This is a genomic window from Williamsia serinedens (genome assembly GCF_024171725.1).
Classification (GTDB): Bacteria; Actinomycetota; Actinomycetes; order Mycobacteriales; family Mycobacteriaceae; genus Williamsia_A; species Williamsia_A serinedens.
Map to the genome: position 1 here is coordinate 423032 of NZ_JAMTCG010000003.1, position 19164 is coordinate 442195.

General features: G+C 69.9%; 16 protein-coding genes. 8 read left to right on the forward strand and 8 right to left on the reverse strand.

What is annotated here, in order from left to right:
• The first annotated feature begins 46 nt into the window (after positions 1-46).
• Complete coding sequence (locus tag LX12_RS21965) at positions 47-169, forward strand: hypothetical protein (RefSeq protein WP_301284355.1); 123 nt, start codon at positions 47-49, stop codon at positions 167-169.
• Here LX12_RS21965 and LX12_RS09400 read toward each other — a convergent pair whose 3' ends face one another.
• The 3 genes from LX12_RS09400 to sucC all read right to left on the reverse strand — a co-directional run bounded on the left by LX12_RS09400 (position 170) and on the right by sucC (position 3347).
• Positions 170-1186, reverse strand: coding sequence for a zinc-binding alcohol dehydrogenase family protein (locus LX12_RS09400; protein WP_253654264.1), 1017 nt, complete (start codon positions 1184-1186; stop codon positions 170-172).
• A gap of 81 nt (positions 1187-1267) precedes the next feature.
• A complete protein-coding gene (sucD, locus tag LX12_RS09405) occupies positions 1268-2170 on the reverse strand; it encodes a succinate--CoA ligase subunit alpha (RefSeq protein ID WP_253654265.1) in 903 nt (300 codons plus the stop codon).
• 13 nt (positions 2171-2183) lie between these two features.
• On the reverse strand, positions 2184-3347 hold the full coding sequence (gene sucC / locus LX12_RS09410) for an ADP-forming succinate--CoA ligase subunit beta (RefSeq protein WP_253654266.1): 1164 nt from the start codon (positions 3345-3347) through the stop codon (positions 2184-2186).
• Positions 3348-3787: 440 nt separating this feature from the next.
• Here sucC and LX12_RS09415 point away from each other — a divergent pair, with 440 nt between their 5' ends.
• Positions 3788-4822 carry a M23 family metallopeptidase gene (locus LX12_RS09415; RefSeq protein WP_253654267.1) on the forward strand — a complete coding sequence of 345 codons (1035 nt, stop codon included), beginning with the start codon at positions 3788-3790 and terminating at the stop codon, positions 4820-4822.
• A gap of 256 nt (positions 4823-5078) precedes the next feature.
• Here LX12_RS09415 and LX12_RS09420 read toward each other — a convergent pair whose 3' ends face one another.
• Positions 5079-7562: a UvrD-helicase domain-containing protein gene (locus LX12_RS09420; protein WP_253654268.1), complete on the reverse strand. Its 2484-nt coding sequence runs from the start codon at positions 7560-7562 to the stop codon at positions 5079-5081.
• Between the two features lie 59 nt (positions 7563-7621).
• Positions 7622-9463, reverse strand: coding sequence for a hypothetical protein (locus LX12_RS09425; RefSeq protein ID WP_253654269.1), 1842 nt, complete (start codon positions 9461-9463; stop codon positions 7622-7624).
• A 35-nt stretch (positions 9464-9498) separates the two neighbouring features.
• Between LX12_RS09425 and LX12_RS09430 the strand changes: the two genes are divergently transcribed.
• The 4 genes from LX12_RS09430 (at position 9499) to LX12_RS09445 (ending at position 13353) form a co-directional block, all read left to right on the forward strand.
• Positions 9499-9822 (forward strand): chorismate mutase, encoded by a 324-nt coding sequence (locus LX12_RS09430; RefSeq protein ID WP_253654270.1) that lies wholly within the window; start codon positions 9499-9501, stop codon positions 9820-9822.
• Complete coding sequence (locus tag LX12_RS09435; protein ID WP_253654271.1) at positions 9819-11204, forward strand: sulfatase family protein; 1386 nt, start codon at positions 9819-9821, stop codon at positions 11202-11204. The genes LX12_RS09430 and LX12_RS09435 overlap by 4 nt, the downstream gene beginning before the upstream one ends.
• A gap of 112 nt (positions 11205-11316) precedes the next feature.
• Positions 11317-12816 (forward strand): amidase, encoded by a 1500-nt coding sequence (locus LX12_RS09440; protein ID WP_253654272.1) that lies wholly within the window; start codon positions 11317-11319, stop codon positions 12814-12816.
• Between the two features lie 177 nt (positions 12817-12993).
• Positions 12994-13353 (forward strand): hypothetical protein, encoded by a 360-nt coding sequence (locus tag LX12_RS09445; protein WP_253654273.1) that lies wholly within the window; start codon positions 12994-12996, stop codon positions 13351-13353.
• A 56-nt stretch (positions 13354-13409) separates the two neighbouring features.
• On the opposite strand, the gene LX12_RS09450 is transcribed toward LX12_RS09445, so the two are convergent.
• The 3 genes from LX12_RS09450 to LX12_RS09460 are packed head-to-tail and all read right to left on the reverse strand — an operon-like array spanning position 13410 to position 16805.
• Complete coding sequence (locus LX12_RS09450; RefSeq protein ID WP_253654274.1) at positions 13410-14405, reverse strand: LLM class flavin-dependent oxidoreductase; 996 nt, start codon at positions 14403-14405, stop codon at positions 13410-13412.
• A 26-nt stretch (positions 14406-14431) separates the two neighbouring features.
• A complete protein-coding gene (locus tag LX12_RS09455; protein WP_253654275.1) occupies positions 14432-15964 on the reverse strand; it encodes an acyl-CoA synthetase in 1533 nt (510 codons plus the stop codon).
• Positions 15965-16001: 37 nt separating this feature from the next.
• Complete coding sequence (locus LX12_RS09460; RefSeq protein ID WP_253654276.1) at positions 16002-16805, reverse strand: SDR family NAD(P)-dependent oxidoreductase; 804 nt, start codon at positions 16803-16805, stop codon at positions 16002-16004.
• A 214-nt stretch (positions 16806-17019) separates the two neighbouring features.
• On the opposite strand from LX12_RS09460, the gene LX12_RS09465 reads away from it, so the two are divergent.
• Positions 17020-17640 (forward strand): TetR/AcrR family transcriptional regulator, encoded by a 621-nt coding sequence (locus LX12_RS09465; RefSeq protein ID WP_253654277.1) that lies wholly within the window; start codon positions 17020-17022, stop codon positions 17638-17640.
• 71 nt (positions 17641-17711) lie between these two features.
• Positions 17712-18908, forward strand: a complete 1197-nt coding sequence (locus LX12_RS09470; RefSeq protein WP_253654278.1) for a PQQ-dependent sugar dehydrogenase — start codon at positions 17712-17714, stop codon at positions 18906-18908.
• The last annotated feature ends 256 nt before the right edge of the window (positions 18909-19164 follow it).

Here is a 19164-nt window from a genome sequence, read left to right on the forward strand (position 1 = left end):
AACCCCTCGCCGAGTGGACCCAAACCCCTCCCCGAGCGTGCATTTGATGCCGTCGGCCGTGCAGCAGATCCCAGCGACCGTGCAGTCGTGGCACACATCGCTGACCGTCTGCCCGCTCGGCGGGATCTGGTGCACTCTCGACGAGATCTGGTGCACGCTCGGCGAGTGATCAGTCGGCGGTGATGACGACCTTGCCGACCGTGCCCGACGACTCGAGGATCCGGTGCGCCTCGCGCAGCGTGTCGACGCCGAGGGGCGAGAGCGTGCGGTTCATCGTCGACACGATCCGACCCTCGTCGACGAGGTCGGCGATGCGGTCGAGGAGCCGGGCCTGGGCGTCGTTCTCCGGCTGCTGGAGCGGCAGCGTGAACATGAACTCCCACCGCCAGCTCTGGCTCTTCGACTTCAGCGGCATGGTGTCGAGTCCCTCGGGGTCGTCGATCGCGACGACCGCGCCGCGCACCCGCAGGAGCTCGGCGTAGGCCTCGACATTGCCGTCGGAGAACGCGGAGAAGACGTGATCGACGCCGCCGGGGGCGACCTCCCGCACCGACGACACGAGATCGTGGCGGTCGACGACGTGATGCGCGCCCATCCGGGTCGCCCACTCCCGCGACTCGTCACGCGACGCCGTCGCCACGACCGTCAGGTCGGTGAGCGCTCGTGCGAGCTGGGTGACCATCGACCCGGTCCCGCCTGCTCCCCCGCTGACGAGCACGGTGCCCGACGCGCCCTCGGGGATCTCCAACACCTCGAACAGCGCCTCCCAGGCGGTGATCGAGGTGAGCGGCAGTGCGGCCGCCTCGGCGAAGTCGATCGACGACGGCTTGCGGCCGACGACCCGCTCGTCGACGAGATGGTGGCTGGTGTTCGTGCCGGGCCGGGCGATCGACCCGGCGTAGAAGACCTCGTCCCCGACCGCCCGTGTGGTCACGTCGGGCCCGACGGCCACGACGACACCGGCCGCGTCGAACCCCAGCACCTTCGGTGCCGCGTCCGCGTCGAACCCACTGCGCACCTTGACGTCGACGGGGTTGACCGAAACGGCCTTCACGGCGACCAGCAGGTCGTGCCCGGTCGGCGTGGGGGTCTCCGACTCGACGACGACGAACGAGGTGTCGGCGTCGACGGGTCCGGGCGCGGTGGCGGCGATCGACGTGGTGGTCGACGGGATCGAGGAGGTCATGCCTCGACGGTAGGCGCGACACCCCCGGAGACGACGACAGCCCCGCCCGGGACCGGGCGGGGCTGTCGTCGGAAACAGATGTCAGAGAGCGTTGTACAGCTCGCGCGCGAGCTCGGCGGTCTCGGTCGGCGTCTTGCCGACCTTGACGCCGGCGGCCTCCAGCGCGTCCTTCTTGGCCTGCGCGGTGCCGGAGCTGCCGGAGACGATGGCGCCGGCGTGGCCCATCGTCTTGCCCTCAGGCGCGGTGAACCCGGCGACGTAGCCGACGACGGGCTTGCTCACGTTGGCCTTGATGTAGTCGGCGGCACGCTCCTCGGCGTCGCCGCCGATCTCGCCGATCATCACGATGACCTTGGTCTCGGGGTCGGCCTCGAACGCCTCGATGGCGTCGATGTGCGTCGTGCCGATGACCGGGTCACCGCCGATGCCGATGGCCGTCGAGAAGCCGATGTCCCGCAGCTCGTACATCATCTGGTAGGTCAGGGTGCCCGACTTCGAGACGAGGCCGATGCCACCCTTGCCCGCGATGTTCGCCGGCGTGATGCCGACGAGCGACTCCTCCGGGGTGATGATGCCGGGGCAGTTCGGGCCGATGATGCGGGTCTTCTCGCCCTTGGACTTGTTGTAGGCCCACGCGTACGCGGAGTCCTGCACGGGGATGCCCTCGGTGATGACGACGAGCAGCGGGATCTCCGCGTCGATCGCCTCGATGATGGCGTCCTTGGCGAACTTCGGCGGGACGAACGCGATGGAGACGTCGGCGCCCGTCTTCTCGATGGCCTCCGAGACCGACCCGAACACGGGGAGCTCGACGTCGGAGCCGTCCTTGGCCTGGTGGCTGACGGTGGTGCCGGCCTTGCGGGCGTTGACGCCACCCACGACCTGGGTGCCGGCCTTGAGCATCAGCTTGGTGTGCTTGGTGCCCTCGCCGCCGGTGATGCCCTGGACGATGACCTTGCTGTCCTTGGTGAGGAAAATCGACATGTCTGCTCGTCCTTTACTTGCTCGCCAGTTCGGCGGCCTTGTCGGCGCCGGCGTCCATGGTGTCGGCCAGGGTGACGAGCGGGTGGTTCGCCTCGTCGAGGATCCGGCGGCCCTCCTCGACGTTGTTGCCGTCGAGCCGGACCACGAGGGGCTTGTTCGCGTCGTCGCCGAGGATCTTCAGCGCGGACACGATGCCGTTGGCGACCGCGTCGCACGCGGTGATGCCACCGAAGACGTTGACGAACACGCTCTTGACCTGCGAGTCGCCGAGGATGACGTCGAGTCCGGCCGCCATGACCTCGGCGGACGCACCGCCGCCGATGTCGAGGAAGTTGGCGGGCTTCACGCCGCCGTGCTTCTCACCGGCGTACGCGACGACGTCGAGGGTCGACATGACCAGGCCCGCGCCGTTGCCGATGATGCCGACCTGGCCGTCGAGCTTGACGTAGTTGAGGTCGTTCTCCTTGGCCTTCAGCTCGAGGGGGTCGGTCGCGTCCTTGTCCTCGAACTCCGCATGGTCGGGCTGGCGGAAGTCGGCGTTCGCGTCGAGCGTGATCTTGCCGTCGAGGGCCAGGATCTGGTCGTCGGGGGTGCGCACCAGCGGGTTGACCTCGACCAGCGTGGCGTCCTCACCGATGAACACCTCCCACAGCTTCTGGATGGTGTTGGCCGCGGCGTCGAGCACCTCGGCGGGGAGCTTGCCCTTCTCGGCGATCTCGCGGGCGAACGCGAGGTCCACACCCTTCACGGCGTCGACGGGGACGCGGGCGAGGGCGTCGGGGTTCTCCTCGGCCGTCACCTCGATCTCCACGCCGCCCTCGACCGAGCACATCGCGAGGTAGGTGCGGTTCGTGCGGTCGAGCAGGAAGGAGATGTAGTACTCCTCCGCGATGTCGCTCGCCTCGGCCACGAGGAGCTTCTTGACGACGTGGCCCTTGATGTCCAGGCCGAGGATCGCCTCGGCGTTGGCCTGCGCCTCGTCGGCGTCGGCGGAGTACTTGACGCCGCCCGCCTTGCCACGGCCGCCGACCTTCACCTGGGCCTTGACCATGACCGGCTTGCCGATTTCCTCGGCGATCTGCCGAGCTCCCTCGACGGTGTCGGTCACGCGGCCGGCGGATGTCGGAACCTCGTGCTTGGCGAAGAGTTCCTTCGCCTGGTATTCGAAGAGATCCATTCAGCTCACCATCTCCAGATTCGCCCGCGCTTCGTCTGTGGCCGCGAGCACCGTGAGAGAGGTTATCGCCGCGGTGTGCGGCCACCGGACGCGCATCCGATCCACGTGGCCCAGGTCACTCAATCGGCGTTCGCGACCTCCGTCCGAGCGCTCGTTCGGGCCGTTTTGCGGCCATTTCGGGCACAGAGACGGAAAATTCCGACTGCTCGCACCGCGTGGTCAAATGTGAGGCAGCTCACATCGCTGAAGAACCGTTCGCCCGCGGTTGCACACGCTGCAATCATTTCGTTACCGTCGCCTGGGCGCAGCGACGAGACCGCGATCATCGGGTCGGCGAGCACAGCGCACATTCGTGGGGGACAAGCCGGAAGGCACAGCACACGCGGACGCTCCGCGCATCAGGCGTGGGTGGGCGTGTGTCGAATTCGGAAGGTGCAGTCTTGGCAGTACGAGGGAACACGGGCGTCGACGTCGACAGCACGACCCTGGAGGACGACCTCCGTCCCGAGGAGATCACCTCGATCATCCCGATCGACTGGGACTCCACAGACACCCCCTCGTGGGACGCGCCCCGCCCGCGCACCCCGCAGCGGCCCCTCCCTGCCGACGTCACGCAGGACATCCTCATCGCCGAGGTGGAGTTCGAGGCGACGGCCGACGCCCATCGCTTCACCCTCGACGAGACCGGCTACCGCGCACCCGAGGCACGGCCGACCCCGCAGGCGCGACCGGCACGCTCGGGCGGCCGCCATCGCCTGGCCGCGCCGCCGTCGGCCCTCAAGGGACGTGCTGCCCTGCTGGCCGTCGCCGCGGGCGCAGCAGTCGTGGCTGCGACCGGCCACATCGACACCGCGCAGCCGACCGACACCGACACCGCCGACGCGCCGAACGCCGGGGTCAACCCGGCCGCCGCCGTCGCACCCGTCGATCCGACACTGCAGGGCGACTCCGGCGTCACGCCGGGCACCGCGCCGTCGGACATGAAGAACTTCACCGACCAGCTCGCGCAGGGCGACAAGTACGCCAAGGACGCCGCCGCCGCGGACGCCGCCGCACGTCGGCCCCTGTTCGCGTCGCCGGTCGCGTTCGGCGCCTACCAGTTCACGTCCGGCTTCGCGTACCGCTGGGGCGCGTTCCACGGTGGCGTCGACTTCGCCGCCCCGCTGGGCACCCCCATCCACGCGGCCACCGACGGCATCGTCCGCGAGGCGGGTCCGGCCGAGGGCTTCGGCAACTGGATTCAGATCGAGGCGCCCGACGGCACCATCACCATGTACGGCCACATGTACGACTCGGGTGTCGGCGTCCGCAAGGGCCAGCACGTCGAGGCGGGCGACATCATCGGCGCCGTCGGCAGCAACGGGTTCTCCACCGGCCCGCACTGCCACTTCGAGGTGTGGCAGCACGGCATGAAGATCGACCCGACGCCGTGGCTCGCCGCGCACGGCATCCGCCAGCCCGCCTACACCGGCTGAGCAACCGCCCTCTCAAGGCGCACCCACACCACGCACTCGCGGCGACCCAGGCACCCGCGGTCCCACGCCGTTCGTCGGGCAGCCAAGTCCATTCGTTGGGCAGCCGGAGCCGTTCGTTGGGCGGCCGGAACCACCCGTTGGGCAGCCGGAGCCGTTCGTTGGGCAGCCGAAACCACCGGTCGGTCGTCCACGGGTCGGCCCACGTCTTCGCTGCCCACCAGACGGTTCCGACTGCCCAACGAACGGGGCAGCGGGTCTAGAGCTTCTCGACCGGGAGTCCCCCGAGGGACATGAGGGTGATCCGGCCCCCGCTGCCGAAGTCGAAGGTGACGCGTTCGGTCGCGCCGGATCCCTCCTTGGCGACGACCTTGCCCATCCCGTACTTGGCGTGGTTCACGCGATCGCCGACGGCCACCGACACCTGTGCGTTCCGACCGCGCGTCGGGTCGGAGGAGTACGACGACCGGCCGCGCATGCCCGACGAGCCCGACTCCCCCGACCCCGACCGGTAGGAACCGGCACCGAAGAAGCCGCCGGAACTGCCGAACGACCGCTCCCGACGCCTCGGCTCGGTGCGCTGCCAGTCGATGAGGTGTTGCGGGATCTCCTGTAGGAAGCGCGATTCCGGGTTCGACACCGGTTGACCCCACGCCGACCGCACCATCGCGCGTGTCACGTACAGCCGTTTGCGGGCCCGGGTGATGCCCACGTAGGCGAGACGCCGTTCCTCGCTGAGTTCGGCCGGGTCGCCGAGGGCGCGCATGTGGGGGAACTGTCCGTCCTCCCACCCGGTGACGAACACGACGGGGAACTCGAGTCCCTTCGCGGTGTGCAGGGTCATCAACGTGACGAGGCCGGACTCGCTGTCGGGGACCTGGTCGGCGTCGGCGACGAGCGACACCCGCTCGAGGAACGCCGCCAGCGACCCCGGTTCGGGCTCGCCGTCGGCGGGATCAGGACGATCCTCCGGCGCGAGCGCGGCCGCGTCGATGCTGAACTCCCGGGCGACCGAGACGAGTTCCTCGAGGTTGTCGCGGCGAGCGCCGTCCTGCGGGTCCGACGATCCCTCGAGCTCGTCGCGGTATCCCGACCGCGCCACGATCGCCTCGACGAGGTCACCGATGTCGGCGTTCTCACGGCCGGCGTCGACGGACACGGTGTCCGCGTCCTCGGCGTCGCCGGACGCGAAGATCGTCAGGAAGTCGTTGCGGAGACCTTCGATGAGGTCGACGAAACCCGAGATCTGCTTCACCGCGCGCGAGTTCAGCATCGGGACGTTTCCCGCCGCGGCGTCGATCAGCGCCTGGTAGTAACTGATGCCCGCGTTCTCCGAGTGCACCGCGACGCAGGCCTGCGCGCGGTCGCCGATGGCACGCTTGGGCACGTTGACGATCCGTCGGAGGCTGACGGTGTCCTCCGGGTTCGCGACGACGCGCAGGTAGGCGACGATGTCGCGGACCTCGCGCCGCTCGTAGAAGCGCACACCGCCGACGACCTTGTAGGCGATGCCGAGCCGGATGAACACCTCCTCGAGCGCACGGGACCCACTGTTGGTCCGGTAGAACACGGCGATGTCGGAGTAGGCGAACTCCCCTGTGTCGGTGAGACGGTCGATCTCACCGGCGATGAACGACGCCTCGTCGCGCTCGGTGTCGGCGACGTACCCGACGATGAGCTCGCCGTCCCCGGAGTCGGTCCACAGCTTCTTCTCGCGACGATTCGGGTTCCGCGCGATGACCGCGTTGGCCGCCGACAGGATCGTCTGCGTCGAGCGGTAGTTCTGCTCCAGCAAGATGGTCTCGGTGTCGGGGAAGTCGCGCTCGAACTCCTCGATGTTGCGGATCGTGGCGCCGCGGAACGCGTAGATCGACTGGTCGGCGTCACCGACGACGCACAGCTCCGACGGCGTCACCGCGCCGGCGCCGGTCCCGACGAGCTCGCGCACCAGGACGTACTGCGCGTGGTTGGTGTCCTGGTACTCGTCCACCAGGACATGACGGAAACGACGACGGTAGTACTCGGCGACCTCGGGATGAGTCTGCAGCAGCGTGACCGTCTCGCCGATGAGGTCGTCGAAGTCGAAGGCGTTCGCCGCGGCCAGACGTCGCTGGTACTGGGTGTAGATGTCGGCGAGCGTCACCAGCGTGTCGTCGTCGGCCTCGGCCGCCGCCTCGGTGGCCGCCGCCGGGTCGATCAGCTCGTTCTTGAGGTTCGAGATGTGGATGCCCGCGCCGCGCGGTGAGAACTTCTTCGGGTCGAGATCGAGGTCGCGGACGATCATCGCCAGCAGCCGCTTCGAGTCGTCGGCGTCGTAGATGGAGAAGTTCGAGTTCCGGCTCGCGATGAGCGCGGCCTGCGCCCGCAGGATCCGCACACAGGTCGAGTGGAACGTCGACACCCACATCCGGTTGGCCCGCGGGCCGACCAGTGACACCACCCGCTCACGCATCTCGGCGGCGGCCTTGTTGGTGAACGTGATGGCGAGGATCTCGCCGGGTGAGACGTCCCGCTGGGCCAGGAGGTAGGCGATCCGACGTGTCAGCACGGCCGTCTTGCCGGACCCGGCGCCGGCCACGATCAGCAGCGGCGACCCGGCGTGGCGCACCGCGGCCTGCTGCTGCGGGTTGAGCCCGTCGAGCAGTTCACGCGCACGGTCGGTGAGGGCGTCGTCGGACACCCCCGAGACCGACGGATCACCCCTGGTGAGTCCGGGAAGCGACGGCTGTGGTGCGGATTTCATCAGGGATTGAGAGTACCCGCGTGGTCGGACAGGGTGCGCGCGCCATGCGCACAGATGTTCTAACGCAGCAGCGCCGGGTCGTACACCTCACCGACCTGACCGGCCGAGAAGTGCACACCGAGTCCCGGAGTGAGTGGTCGGACCGACACGGTGTCACCGGATCCACGCGCCTGCACGTACAGCGGGTGCAGCCCCGACCGCACCGGCACGGTGACCGGCGCACTGTCCCCGATGCGCACCTCGATCCGGCCGTCGCCGGTCGCGCAGTATCCGACCGCGACGGTCCACCGCCACCGGATCAGCGGGCCGTCGAGCGGGATCGCCGTCGGACCGGTCACCTCGGGACGGGCACACGTCCCCGAACCCGCGGCGAACGCGCGGGCACGGGTCACCGCGCCGTCGGCCCGACGGCCCCCGGGATCCAGGACGAGAAGTCGGTCGGTCCAGTCACCGAAACGCGGTCGGTGCTCGAGGCCGGCGAAGACCCGCGAGATCTGGTTGTCGGGGTACGCGACCGGCAGCAGCACCTCGAGCGGCAGGGCCTGGTCGAACATCGGGGTGTCCCGCACGTCGGCGAGCGACGACGCCGCGGTCCGCAGGTAGGCGCCCGTCGGGTTGTCCGACCAGCTGTCGGTGAACGCGACGGTCGAGACGACCGACGAGACCGCGATTGCGCCCGTCACCACGCCCCCGACGATCCCGGCCCGACGACGCACGGGTCCCGACAGCGCGCACCGCGTCGGGGACGACAGGATCAGCACCGCCGCGATCGCGATCACCACCGCCGAGTCGGGCAGATACCGCAGCGTCTGCGCCAACTCCAGCGCCGTACCGGTACTGCTGCGGTTCCACGAGACCAGCGCCTGCGCGACGACGACGTATCCGACGGCCGCGAGCACGACGAGACCCGCGCCGCGTCGCAGCAGGATCGCCGCGGTCACGACGGCCGCGACGACCACCGTCGACGCGATGACCACCCCGGTGGACACCACACCGAACGGCGGGCTGGGGTTCCAGCGCCCCCACGACCACGGCCCGCCCAGCAGCGCGGGCAGCACGCCGCGCGTCACACCGCGCCACGTCAGCGCCCAGGTCTGCGACAGCGAGTGGTCGCCCGCTGCGGGATGGGCGAGCAGGACGAAACACACGGCCCACACCGCGGTCACCCCGACGAGCGCGCCCCACAGCACCCGCGACCGCGACAGCGCCGCCCGCACCGTGGACGCCCCGCCCGCGAGTGCCTCGCGCCGGACGCACAGCACGGCGACGACGAGTGCGATGGGCCCGATCAGTGCGGCCTTCTCGAAGAACGCCATCCCGACGGCGGCGACGATCCCCGACCGCACCGCCAGGGTCCCGAGCGACACCGGCGGTACGGCACGACAGGCGAGCACGGCGTCCCCGGCGACCCATGCGGCGGCCGCCACGAACGGCAGGCTGTTGAGGCCGGCGGCCCACCAGACCGACGAGGGCACGGTCATCGGGCTCGCCAGGTAGAGCACGAACACCGCCACCGTCGCCGGGCGCACGCCCCCGACGAGCACGAGGAGCCGCCCGACGACCAGCGACACGACGGCCTGCCCGAGCACCAGCGACGCCGCGGCGACAGGCCAGCTCAGCGGCGCGAGCGCCGTGAGCAGACCGACGACCGCGAACGCCCCGGGCATGACGTGTCCGTCGTGGTTGTCGAACAGGTAGCCGAGCCCGTCGGACGAGCCGGCCCGCGCGATCAGGATGACGTCGTCCCAGTAGAAGTCGCCGCGGGCGAGGGTCCAGCACCGCAGCGCGAGGTGGGCGACCAGCGCCACCCCCGCGACCACGAGCAGCGTGCGGACACGCTGTCGTCCCGGGCGCGCGGGGGCGCGGGTCGCACGCTTCGCCACCGGGGTCGAGAGGGCCACGGACCGTGTGTACCAGCCGTGGCAAGATCAGCGGGATGGACACCCCCGACACGTCAGACGGTGGCACCGGGATCGACCTGTCCGCCTACGACCTCGGTCCCGACGTCGAGCACATCGGCGACGACATCGACAAGCTGCGCGAGGAGATCGACCGGCTCGACGCGATCATCCTGGCCGCGGTCACCCGCCGCAGCAACGTCTCCAAGCAGGTGGGACGCACCCGCATGGCGGCCGGCGGCCCACGGCTGGTCTACAGCCGCGAGGTGAAGGTCCTCGAGCGGTTCTCCTCGCTCGGCAGCGAGGGCCACACGCTGGCGATGCTGTTGCTCCGCCTCGGGCGCGGACCACTGGGCCGGTGACGTCCGCACGCGAGAACGTCCTGTTCGTCCACTGGCACGACCTCGGTCGGCATCTCGCGTGTTACGGCGCCGCCGGCGTCGTCAGTCCCCACCTCGACGCACTCGCCGACGACGGGGTGCTCCTCACCGACGCCCACGCCGCGGCACCCCTGTGCTCGCCCGCACGCGGCGCTCTGTTCACCGGCCGCTATCCCCACTCGACGGGGTTGATCGGGCTGGCCCACCACGGCTTCGAGTACCACGACGACGTGCAGACGCTGCCGGCCATCCTGTCGCGGGCAGGGTGGACCACGCAGCTGTTCGGGATGCAGCACGAGAGCTCGGACCCGGCCCGGATCGGCTTCGACGACTGGGACGTCTCGGACTCCCGGTGCGACCACGTCGTCGCGCGCAGCCAGGACTGGCTGCGCGCACACGGACACGACGGACCGTTCCTGCTGACCGCCGGGTTCTTCGAGACCCACCGCCCCTACCCCGCCGACGAGTACCCGCCCGAGGACCCCGCCGGTGTCACCGTGCCCCCGTTCCTCCCCGACGCGCGACCCGTGCGTGAGGACATCGCCGGCCTGCAGGCGTCGATCACGAAAGCCGATGCCGCCGTGGGCCGCCTGCTGGCGACGCTCACCGAGCTCGACCTCGACGACACCACCTGGGTCGTCTTCATCACCGACCACGGGGTCGCCTTCCCGCGCGCGAAATCGACGCTGTACGAGGCGGGTACGGGTGTCGCCTGCATCATCCGGCCACCGACGTCGCGGACCGTGCCGTCGCACCGCTACGACGACCTGTTCAGCGGTGTCGACCTGTCCCCCACGATCCTCGACGCGCTCGGGCTCGACGTCCCCGACGACATGGAGGGCTTCTCCCACGCCGTCGAGATGTTCGGCGCCACAGGTGAATCCGCCGTGCGCACCGAGGTCTTCACGGAGAAGACCTTCCACGACAGCTTCGACCCGATCCGCGCCGTCCGCACAGCCACCCACCGCTACATCGAGAACTACGCACGTCGGCCCGCGCTGAGCCTCCCGCTCGACATCCTCGACAGCCCGTCGGCACTCGCCCTCGACGGCTCGCAGGACCTGCCGCGGCCCGAGCGGGAGCTCTACGACCTGCGTGTCGACCCGCAGGAGCGGGTCAACCTGGCCGAGGACCCCGCTCACGCCGCGATCCGCGACGACCTCGCCGCGCGTCTGCGTGCCTGGCGGACCACGACCGGCGACGAACTCCTGGACGAGGCGACCGGCACCGCGATCGCCGCGGAGTTCATGCGACGCCACCACGCCCAGCTCGACACCGATGCCGCACGGGAGAAGGCCCGCAGCCTGCCCTCGCGACGCCCCCTCGGCGACCAGCGTCAGCTCCGGCGCACCGAACGGGACTGAGCCGACCGCCCAGGCGGGTCGAGAGGTCGAGGACCGTCCCTGTCCGCGTTCGACGACACCCTCGTGGAGAGCGACCCGGAGCCCACGGGTCGACGTACCCGAGGAGCCCGCCATGTCCGTCCCCGCACCCACGCCGGCCCAGATCGTCGCCCTCGCCGAGGAACTCGGATACCCCGCCGTCGCCGCCGCAGCCGACGACTACGCGGGGATGCTCGCCGGCATGCTCGGTGTGTACGACGCCGTCGAGGCGGTCCCCGAGCAGGTGGACCCGGTACCGCGGACGGACGTCGCGTACCGCGTGCCCACGCCCGAGGAGGACCCGCACCACGCGTGGATGGTCCGTACATCGATCCCCGGCGCCTCGGATGGCCCGCTGTCCGGTCTCCGACTGGGGGTGAAGGACAGCATCATGGTGGCCGGGCTGCCGATGACGAACGGGTCGGACGTCCTCGCCGATTTCACACCGACCCGGGACGCGACGGTGGTCTCCCGAGCGCTCGCGGCCGGCGCGGAGATCGTCGGGACGACCACCGCCGAGTACTTCTGCATGTCCGGCGGCAGCCACACCTCCGCGACGGGCGTGGTGCACAACCCGAATCGCCGCGGGCACTCCGCGGCCGGGTCGTCGAGTGGCAGTGCCGTCGCCCTCGTGACCGGGGACGCCGACATCACCCTCGGATCCGATCAGGCCGGGTCGATCCGCATGCCCGCGTCCTGGTGTGGCGTCGTCGGCCTCAAACCCACCTACGGGCTCGTCCCCTGCACCGGCGCCTCGCCGCTGGACGCCGTGTTCGACCACGTCGGCCCGATGAGCCGCACCGTCGCCGACAACGCCCGTTTCCTCGGCGTCATCGCCGGCCCCGACGGCGTCGATCCCCGTCAGCGTGAGGTGCACGTCGGTGACTACCTCGCCGACATCGACGCCGGGGTCTCCGGTCTGCGGATCGGCGTTCTGCGTGAGGGGTTCGGTGGGCCCGAGGCCGAACCGGCGGTCGACGCGAGGGTGCGTTCCGCGGCGGACGCACTGCGCTCTCTCGGCGCGACGGTCGAGGACGTGTCGGTGCCGCTGCACGCCCTCGCCCCGGCGGTGTGGACGGCGATCGCGATCGAGGGAATGGCCGAGACCGTTCTACGCGACCAGGGGTTCGCGTTCGGCCGTCTCGACCACTACCCGACGGACCTCATGGCGCACCTGTTCGACCGCCGCGGCGACGTCGGCGGCCGACCGGCGAACGTCGTCCTGTTCACCCTGGTCGGACGGTGGGTGGACCAGAACCACGGCCGCCTGAACTACGCACGCGCAGTCAACCGCGCCCGCACGGTGCGGGCGGCCTACGACGCGGTACTGCGCGACCACGACGCCCTGCTGATGCCGACGACACCGCAGACCGCGCGTCCACTCCCCGATCCCGCCGCAGGCCCGATGGCCGCGATCCAGGTATCGATCGAGATGTCCTCCAACGCATGTCCGTTCGACATCACCCACCACCCGGCACTGAGCGTGCCCTGCGGTGAGGTCGACGGCCTGCCCGTCGGTCTGCAGATCGTCGGGCGTCACTTCGAGGAGGCGACGCTCTTCCGCGTCGGCCGGGCGGTCGAGACGACACGCTGACCCGGCACACACTCCCGCCGAAGTCGTTGTCTCGGTTCATGAACAAACATCTGTACGGAGAACACTCGCGCATGCGTTGTCTCGCAGATGGTTTCGGATCGTTGACGCCGGGAATCCAGGGTCGGCACCGACCGGTGCCCCTCGATGACGAGGGTGTCGATCACACAGGAGACGATGATGACGAGCAGCCACGATCCGGGCCTGCGGCCCAACCCGGTTCACCACGGCGAGCCCGCCGCACCCTTCCCGCCGGCCCCGGGACCGGGACACGACCAGAGGCCAGGCCCGCGCGACCTGCGCCAGCAGATCGAGACCAAGATCTCCACCAAGACGACCGAACTGATCGCCTACGTGGTCGCGGTGCTGGCCGTGATCATCACCGCGTCGGTCGTCGGCGGCGACAACGGCAGCCCCGACCCGTTCGGTGCGTCCGAGGCGCTGCGCTACATCACCTGGCTGACCATCGGGTACATGGTCGCGCGCGGGTTGGCGAAGTCGGGCAGTCCCGCGACGGGCGGGCACGACCGCCAGGGCTGAGCGCCGCGGCGCCTGCCCGCGGGGCAGGCGCCGCACTCAGCCATGGTCGGGGCTCGTCACATCGCCTCGATCTTCGGCAGGATGTCGTTCTTCAGCCGCTTCATGTCGTCCATCGACTTCTCGGTCGGGACGTCGGCGAACGGTGGCCACATGAGGAGCTTCGTCAGTCCCGCCTCGCGGTACCTCTTCAGCATGTCGGTCACCTGACGCTCCGACCCGACGAGCAGGTTCGTCGCCTTGCCGGCAGGGGTGTCGTCCATGTCGACGTCGGTGATGACCGTCCAGATCATGCTGGCGATGTCCAGGTCGTCGACGGTCCGCGAGGTGTCGAGCGCGTCGAGTTCGGTGGCGATCCCGGCGCGCCAGTTCGCGATCTCCCCCGGCGAGTCCTGGATGCCGATCCACCCGTCGAGGCCGTACTTCGCGACCCGCTTCGCCGCACGCTTCGCGTCCTTCAGCCCGCTGAAGTACATCGGCGGGCGCGGCGACTGCAACGGCTTCATGCCGAACCCGCTCGGGCCGAAGTCGGCGAACTCACCGTGGTACTCGAAGACGTCGTTGGCCCAGATGCCCTGCAGGATCTCGATCGTCTCGCGCAGGTGCTGGTGACGTCGCGGGAAGATGTGACCCGCGCTCGCGGCGGCGAACTCCTCCGGCATCCAGCCGGATCCGAGAGCGACGTTCAGGCGGCCCTCGCTGAGGTGGTCGATGGTCGCGAGCTCGGCGGCGAGGACACCGGGCGCCCGGTACGGGGTGTCGATGATGCTCATGCCGATACGGACCTTCGACGTCTTCGCCGCGAGCCACGGGATCAGCGGGAACCCCTGCAGGAACTCCCCTCTCGACGACACGGGCAACTGCTTCGGCAGCTCGTGCATCATGCCGAACGCGTACTCCATCTCGGCGCGGTCCGACGACTCCGGGACGATGACGCGGTCGAGGGTCCACACGGACTCGTACTCGAGTTCCTCGGCGAGGCGGGTCATGTCCTCGAGTTCGGCGACGGTGATCTTCTCGCGGAAGTTGGGCAGGTACAGGGCGAGTTCGAGCATGGTGTCCTCCTCGGTGGACGAGCGGTTCAGTGCTGGACGAGCGCGGTGCGGATGTCGGTCTTGAGGACCTTCCCGACGGTCGAGCGGGGGAGGTCGGGCCAGACCTCGATCTGCTTGGGCGCCTTGACCGACCCGATGCGGGCCTTGACGAAGTCGATCAGTTCGCCGGGGGTCGCCGTCGCCCCGTCGTGGAGAAGGACGACGGCCGTGACCTTCTCGCCCCACTTGTCGTCGGGCAGCCCGACGACGGCGCAGTCGCGGACGGCGGCATGCGCCATCAGCGCCTGCTCCACCTCGGCGGAGTACACGTTGAAGCCGCCGGTGATGATCATGTCCTTGGCGCGGTCGACGATGAAGAGCAGTCCGTCGCCGTCGAGGTATCCGATGTCCCCGGTGTGGTGCCACCCGTGGGCTGACGCCTCTGCTGTCGCCGTGGGGTTCTTGTAGTAGCCGGCCATCACCAGCGGACCCCGGACACAGACCTCGCCGCGCTCGCCGGTCGGGACCGGCCTGCCGTCCTCGCCGAGGATCGCCACCGTCACCAGTGGTGACGGGAATCCCGCGGAGGCGAGCCGTGTCTCGTCGACCCGCCCGTCCGCCGACCGGTGCTCGTCGGGGGCGAGGGTCGAGATCATCATCGGCGCCTCGGACTGGCCGAACAGTTGAGCCATCGGACCGATGCGGTCCAGCGCCTCGGCGAGGCGGCTCGTCGAGATGGGCGCCGCCCCGTACCAGAAGCACTGCAGCGACGACAGATCCGCGGTGTCGAGCGTCTCGTGCGCCAGCACCATGTAGATGAGCGTCGGCGGCAGGAAGGTGTGGGTGATGCCGTGGCGGTCGACGAGAGCGATGAACTCGGCGACGTCGGGGTGGTCCATCACGACGATCTCGCCGCCGAGCGCCATGATCGGGAAGCACAGCACCCCCGCCGCGTGGGTGAGCGGCGCGAGCGCCAGGTACCGCGGCCGTCCCCGGAACGGGTAGCGCATCAACACGATCGACGACATCGTCTGCAGGTTGCGGTCGGTGAGCATCACCCCTTTGGGCCGACCCGTCGTGCCGCCCGTCCCCACGAGCGCGACGACGTCGTCGACCGGCGCCGCGTCGACCTGGTCGTCACCGGAGGCGCCCGCGACCCAGTCGTCGAAACCCGTTGCGTGCCCGCTTCCCTCACCGAGACGCACCAGCGTGGTCAGCCGAGGCAGGCCGGGCGCGATCTCGGTGACGAGGTCGTCGAACGCCGGCTGGAACAGCAGCGTGGTGCAGTCGAAGAGGTCGAGCAGATCGGCGTTCTCCTGCGCGGCGTTGCGGGGATTGATCGGACACCACACCGCACCGGCGCGGGCGATGCCGAACACGCACGCGAACGACCTGGGGTGGTTGGCGGAGAGGATCCCGACCTTGTCGCCCGGCCGCACCCCCGACCGCCGCAACGCGGCGGCCACGGCGTGGGACAGGGCGACGACGTCGCCGTAGCTCAACGATTCACCGTTCAGCGTCAGGCACGGTGCGTCGGGACCGAGGGACGCCCCCTTGTCGAGGTAGAAGGCCAGGGTCACCGGCGCTCCCGCACTCGAGGCGACGACGGACGCGAGCTCACATCCCCATCCCGCCATCGACGGGCAGACCCGCACCGGTGATGAACTTCGCGGCGTCCGACGACAGGAACACCACGGCGTCGGCCATGTCGTCGACCTGGCCGAGGCGTCCCAGCGGGGTGAGTTCCGCGACCGCACCGGCCGCGGCCTCCGGTGACTCGAAGAGGCCGAGTCCCGCGGTCTCCACGGCGAGCTTGTTGCCCATCGCGGTCGGGGTCAGGCCGGGATAGATGCAGTTGATGCGCACGCCGTAGCCGAGCTTCCCGGACTCGGCCGCGGCCACGCGCGTGAGACGGTCGATGGCGGACTTCGACGCCGAGTACAGCGCGATGCCGGGGAAGGCGATGGTCGCGGCGACCGACGCGATGTTCACCACCGCGCCACCGGTGCCGGCCGCCCCGCCCGGTCGCATCGTGCGGAAGGCGTGCTTGATGCCGAGCGCCGTGCCGAGCACGTTCACCGACAACAGCGTCGACGCGGCGTCGGCGTCGAAGTCGATCAGCAGGTCGGTCACCTCGACACCGGCGTTGTTCACGACGATGTCGAGACCGCCGAGCGCGGACACCGCCGCCGACGTCGCCGACTCCCACTCCGCGTCCTCGCGCACGTCGAGGTGGACGTACTCCGCGGTGACGCCGGAGGACCGCAGCTTCTCGACGGTCTCCTGCCCGAGGTCGTCGTTGATGTCGGCGACAGCCACGGCCGCCCCGGCCTGCGCCAACGCCTCCGCCATACCGGCGCCGAGACCCTGTGCACCGCCGGTGACCAGCGCCTTTCGGCCGGAGAGGTCGTAACTCGTCATGGAACTGCCCTTCCCTGGACGGACCGTGTCCGGTGATGAGGCCGCGGACACAGTCGCTATTGAGTGCGATCGGGATCACAGTAGGAACGGTCTTTGACAGGTGTCAAGGATTCTTGGGACACCTGTCAAGCTTTCTCTGGCCGACTGTCCAGCACGGCACGATGCGTGTGCCCGAGATGCACGTCAGACCCGGTTCGGGCCGTACACTCGGCCGATGACCACCGCCACGCGACCCGATGCGCGATCGGGTCTGCGCGGCCCGGACAAGTTCGCCGCCCGTCGCCGCGAACTCGCCACCGCCACGCTCGTGACGCTCGCCGAGCTGGGCTATGCACGCACGAGCCTCCGCGAGATCGCGCAGAACTCCGCGTTCTCCCACGGCGTCTTGCACTACTACTTCCGCGACAAGCTCGACCTCGTCGCCGAGGCGGTGCGCATCTTCGAGGACATGTGCGTCACCCGCTACGACGAGGCGGTCGCGACCTCGACGACGGCCGAACAGCTCCGCCACGAGTTCTCGACGATGTTCGTCGCGACCCTGCGGTCGGACTCCGCGCTGCACCGGCTCTGGTACGACCTGCGGAACCAGACGCGCTACGAGGCTTCGCTGCGGGACGAGGTCAGCGAGATCGAGTCTCGCCGGACCGACATGATCTGGAAGGTCGTGAGCCGCTACTGCGAACTGCGCGGCGAGCCCGCGCGGGTGTCGCGGCATCTGGTGTACCTCACCCTCGACGGCATCTTCCAGCAGGGTCTCGACCGCCTCCTCGACGGATCCGATCCCGAGTTGACGCACGCGCGAGCACTTCTCGACGAGGCGTTCGACGCCATCTGACGTCTCACACGGCGCGAGACCACTCGCGCGAACGCCGACATTGCCGTGTATGGGCGATTGAGTGTGGTGAAGTGACTTCTCGCCGTTGTCCCCGTCGTGCCCTCGCCACCGCACTCGGTGCCGTCATCGCCGTCGGGGGTGCGCTCGTGTCGGGAATCGCGCCGGCGCAAGCGGCTCCGGCACTCGCGGTGAGCACCGTGGCCTCCGGTCTCGACAAACCGTGGGACGTCGAGGTCGCGCCCGACGGCACACTGATCACCGGCGAGCGCAGCGGACGATTCGTCGCGGTCCGCCCCGGTGGCGCGACGCAGACCGTGCGCGCCGACGAGTCGCGGCTGTTCGTCACCAACGAGGCCGGGCTCATGGGGCTGGCCCTCGACCGCGACTTCTCGTCCAACCGGACTCTCTACTCGTGCCAGGCGGAGAAGACGTCCGACGCCGCGGTGGGGACCGGATCCCTCGGCAACGTCCCCGTACCGTTCCCCAACACGGGACAGGAGATCCGCGTCGTCGCATGGCGTGTCGCCGACGACTGGTCGTCGATGACCCGGTCTCGGACGGTGCTCGGTGGCATCCCCGTGAACTCCGGTGGGCGCCACGCCGGCTGCGGGCTCACCACCGACGCCGACGGCACACTCTGGGTCGGGACCGGTGACAACGCGGTGCCGTCGTACCCGCAGAGCCGGACCTCCCTGGGCGGCAAGGTCCTGCACATCACCACCGCCGGCACGCCGGCGGGCGGCACGATCCCCGGCACACCGATCTACTCCCTCGGGCACCGCAACGTGCAGGGCATCGCGATCCAGCCGGTCACCGGTCGCGTCTACTCCATCGAGCAGGGGACATCCCGCGACGACGAGCTCAACCTCCTGCAACCGGGCGGCAACTACGGCTACCGCCCGGATCGCACGCCCGGGATCTACGACGAGTCCGTCCCCATGACCGACCCGTCGCGGGTTCCCGGGGCGATCGGCGCAGTGTGGTCGTCGGGGGCTCCCACGCTCGCGACGCCGGCGCTGACCTTCCTCCCCACCGACGGATGGGGCGACCTGTCCGGCGCGGTCGTGATCGCGACACAGCAGGGCAGGCGACTCGTCATGCTGCGGCTGTCCGAGGACGGGCGGGCGACCACGGCGCGCACCGACACTCTCGCGGGCACATACGGCCGACTGCGCGGGCTCGGCGTCGACCGCGACGGGTCGCTGCTCGTGACCACAGACAACGGAGGCGGCGCCGACCGCATCCTGCGCGTCCGACCCGGCGCCTGACGCCCGGTCGGGCTCCACCCGCGATGTCCTGACACACCCGGCGCTGTCGCTCCACGTGCGATGCGAACGCTCCAGTTTCATGCCGGACGCTCCACGTGTGGTGTGGACGCTCCGGTCACAGGGTCCCCATCGTGAGACGCTCCACATGTTCGAGGACGCTCCCGATATATCCGGAGCGTCCTCGAATTCGTGGAGCGGGAACCCCAGAAGTGGAGCGCGAGCCCCAGAAGAGGAGCGGGAACCCTGTAAGTGGAGC

Coding starts and splice junctions, on each gene's coding strand:
- LX12_RS09460 (WP_253654276.1), bottom strand. CDS start 16,805: ATGACGAGTTACGACCTCTCCGGCCGAAAGGCGCTGGTCACCGGCGGT.
- LX12_RS21965 (WP_301284355.1), top strand. CDS start 47: ATGCCGTCGGCCGTGCAGCAGATCCCAGCGACCGTGCAGTCGTGGCAC.
- LX12_RS09440 (WP_253654272.1), top strand. CDS start 11,317: ATGTCCGTCCCCGCACCCACGCCGGCCCAGATCGTCGCCCTCGCCGAG.
- LX12_RS09420 (WP_253654268.1), bottom strand. CDS start 7,562: ATGAAATCCGCACCACAGCCGTCGCTTCCCGGACTCACCAGGGGTGAT.
- sucD (WP_253654265.1), bottom strand. CDS start 2,170: ATGTCGATTTTCCTCACCAAGGACAGCAAGGTCATCGTCCAGGGCATC.
- LX12_RS09400 (WP_253654264.1), bottom strand. CDS start 1,186: ATGACCTCCTCGATCCCGTCGACCACCACGTCGATCGCCGCCACCGCG.
- LX12_RS09450 (WP_253654274.1), bottom strand. CDS start 14,405: ATGCTCGAACTCGCCCTGTACCTGCCCAACTTCCGCGAGAAGATCACC.
- sucC (WP_253654266.1), bottom strand. CDS start 3,347: ATGGATCTCTTCGAATACCAGGCGAAGGAACTCTTCGCCAAGCACGAG.
- LX12_RS09445 (WP_253654273.1), top strand. CDS start 12,994: ATGACGAGCAGCCACGATCCGGGCCTGCGGCCCAACCCGGTTCACCAC.
- LX12_RS09465 (WP_253654277.1), top strand. CDS start 17,020: ATGACCACCGCCACGCGACCCGATGCGCGATCGGGTCTGCGCGGCCCG.
- LX12_RS09430 (WP_253654270.1), top strand. CDS start 9,499: ATGGACACCCCCGACACGTCAGACGGTGGCACCGGGATCGACCTGTCC.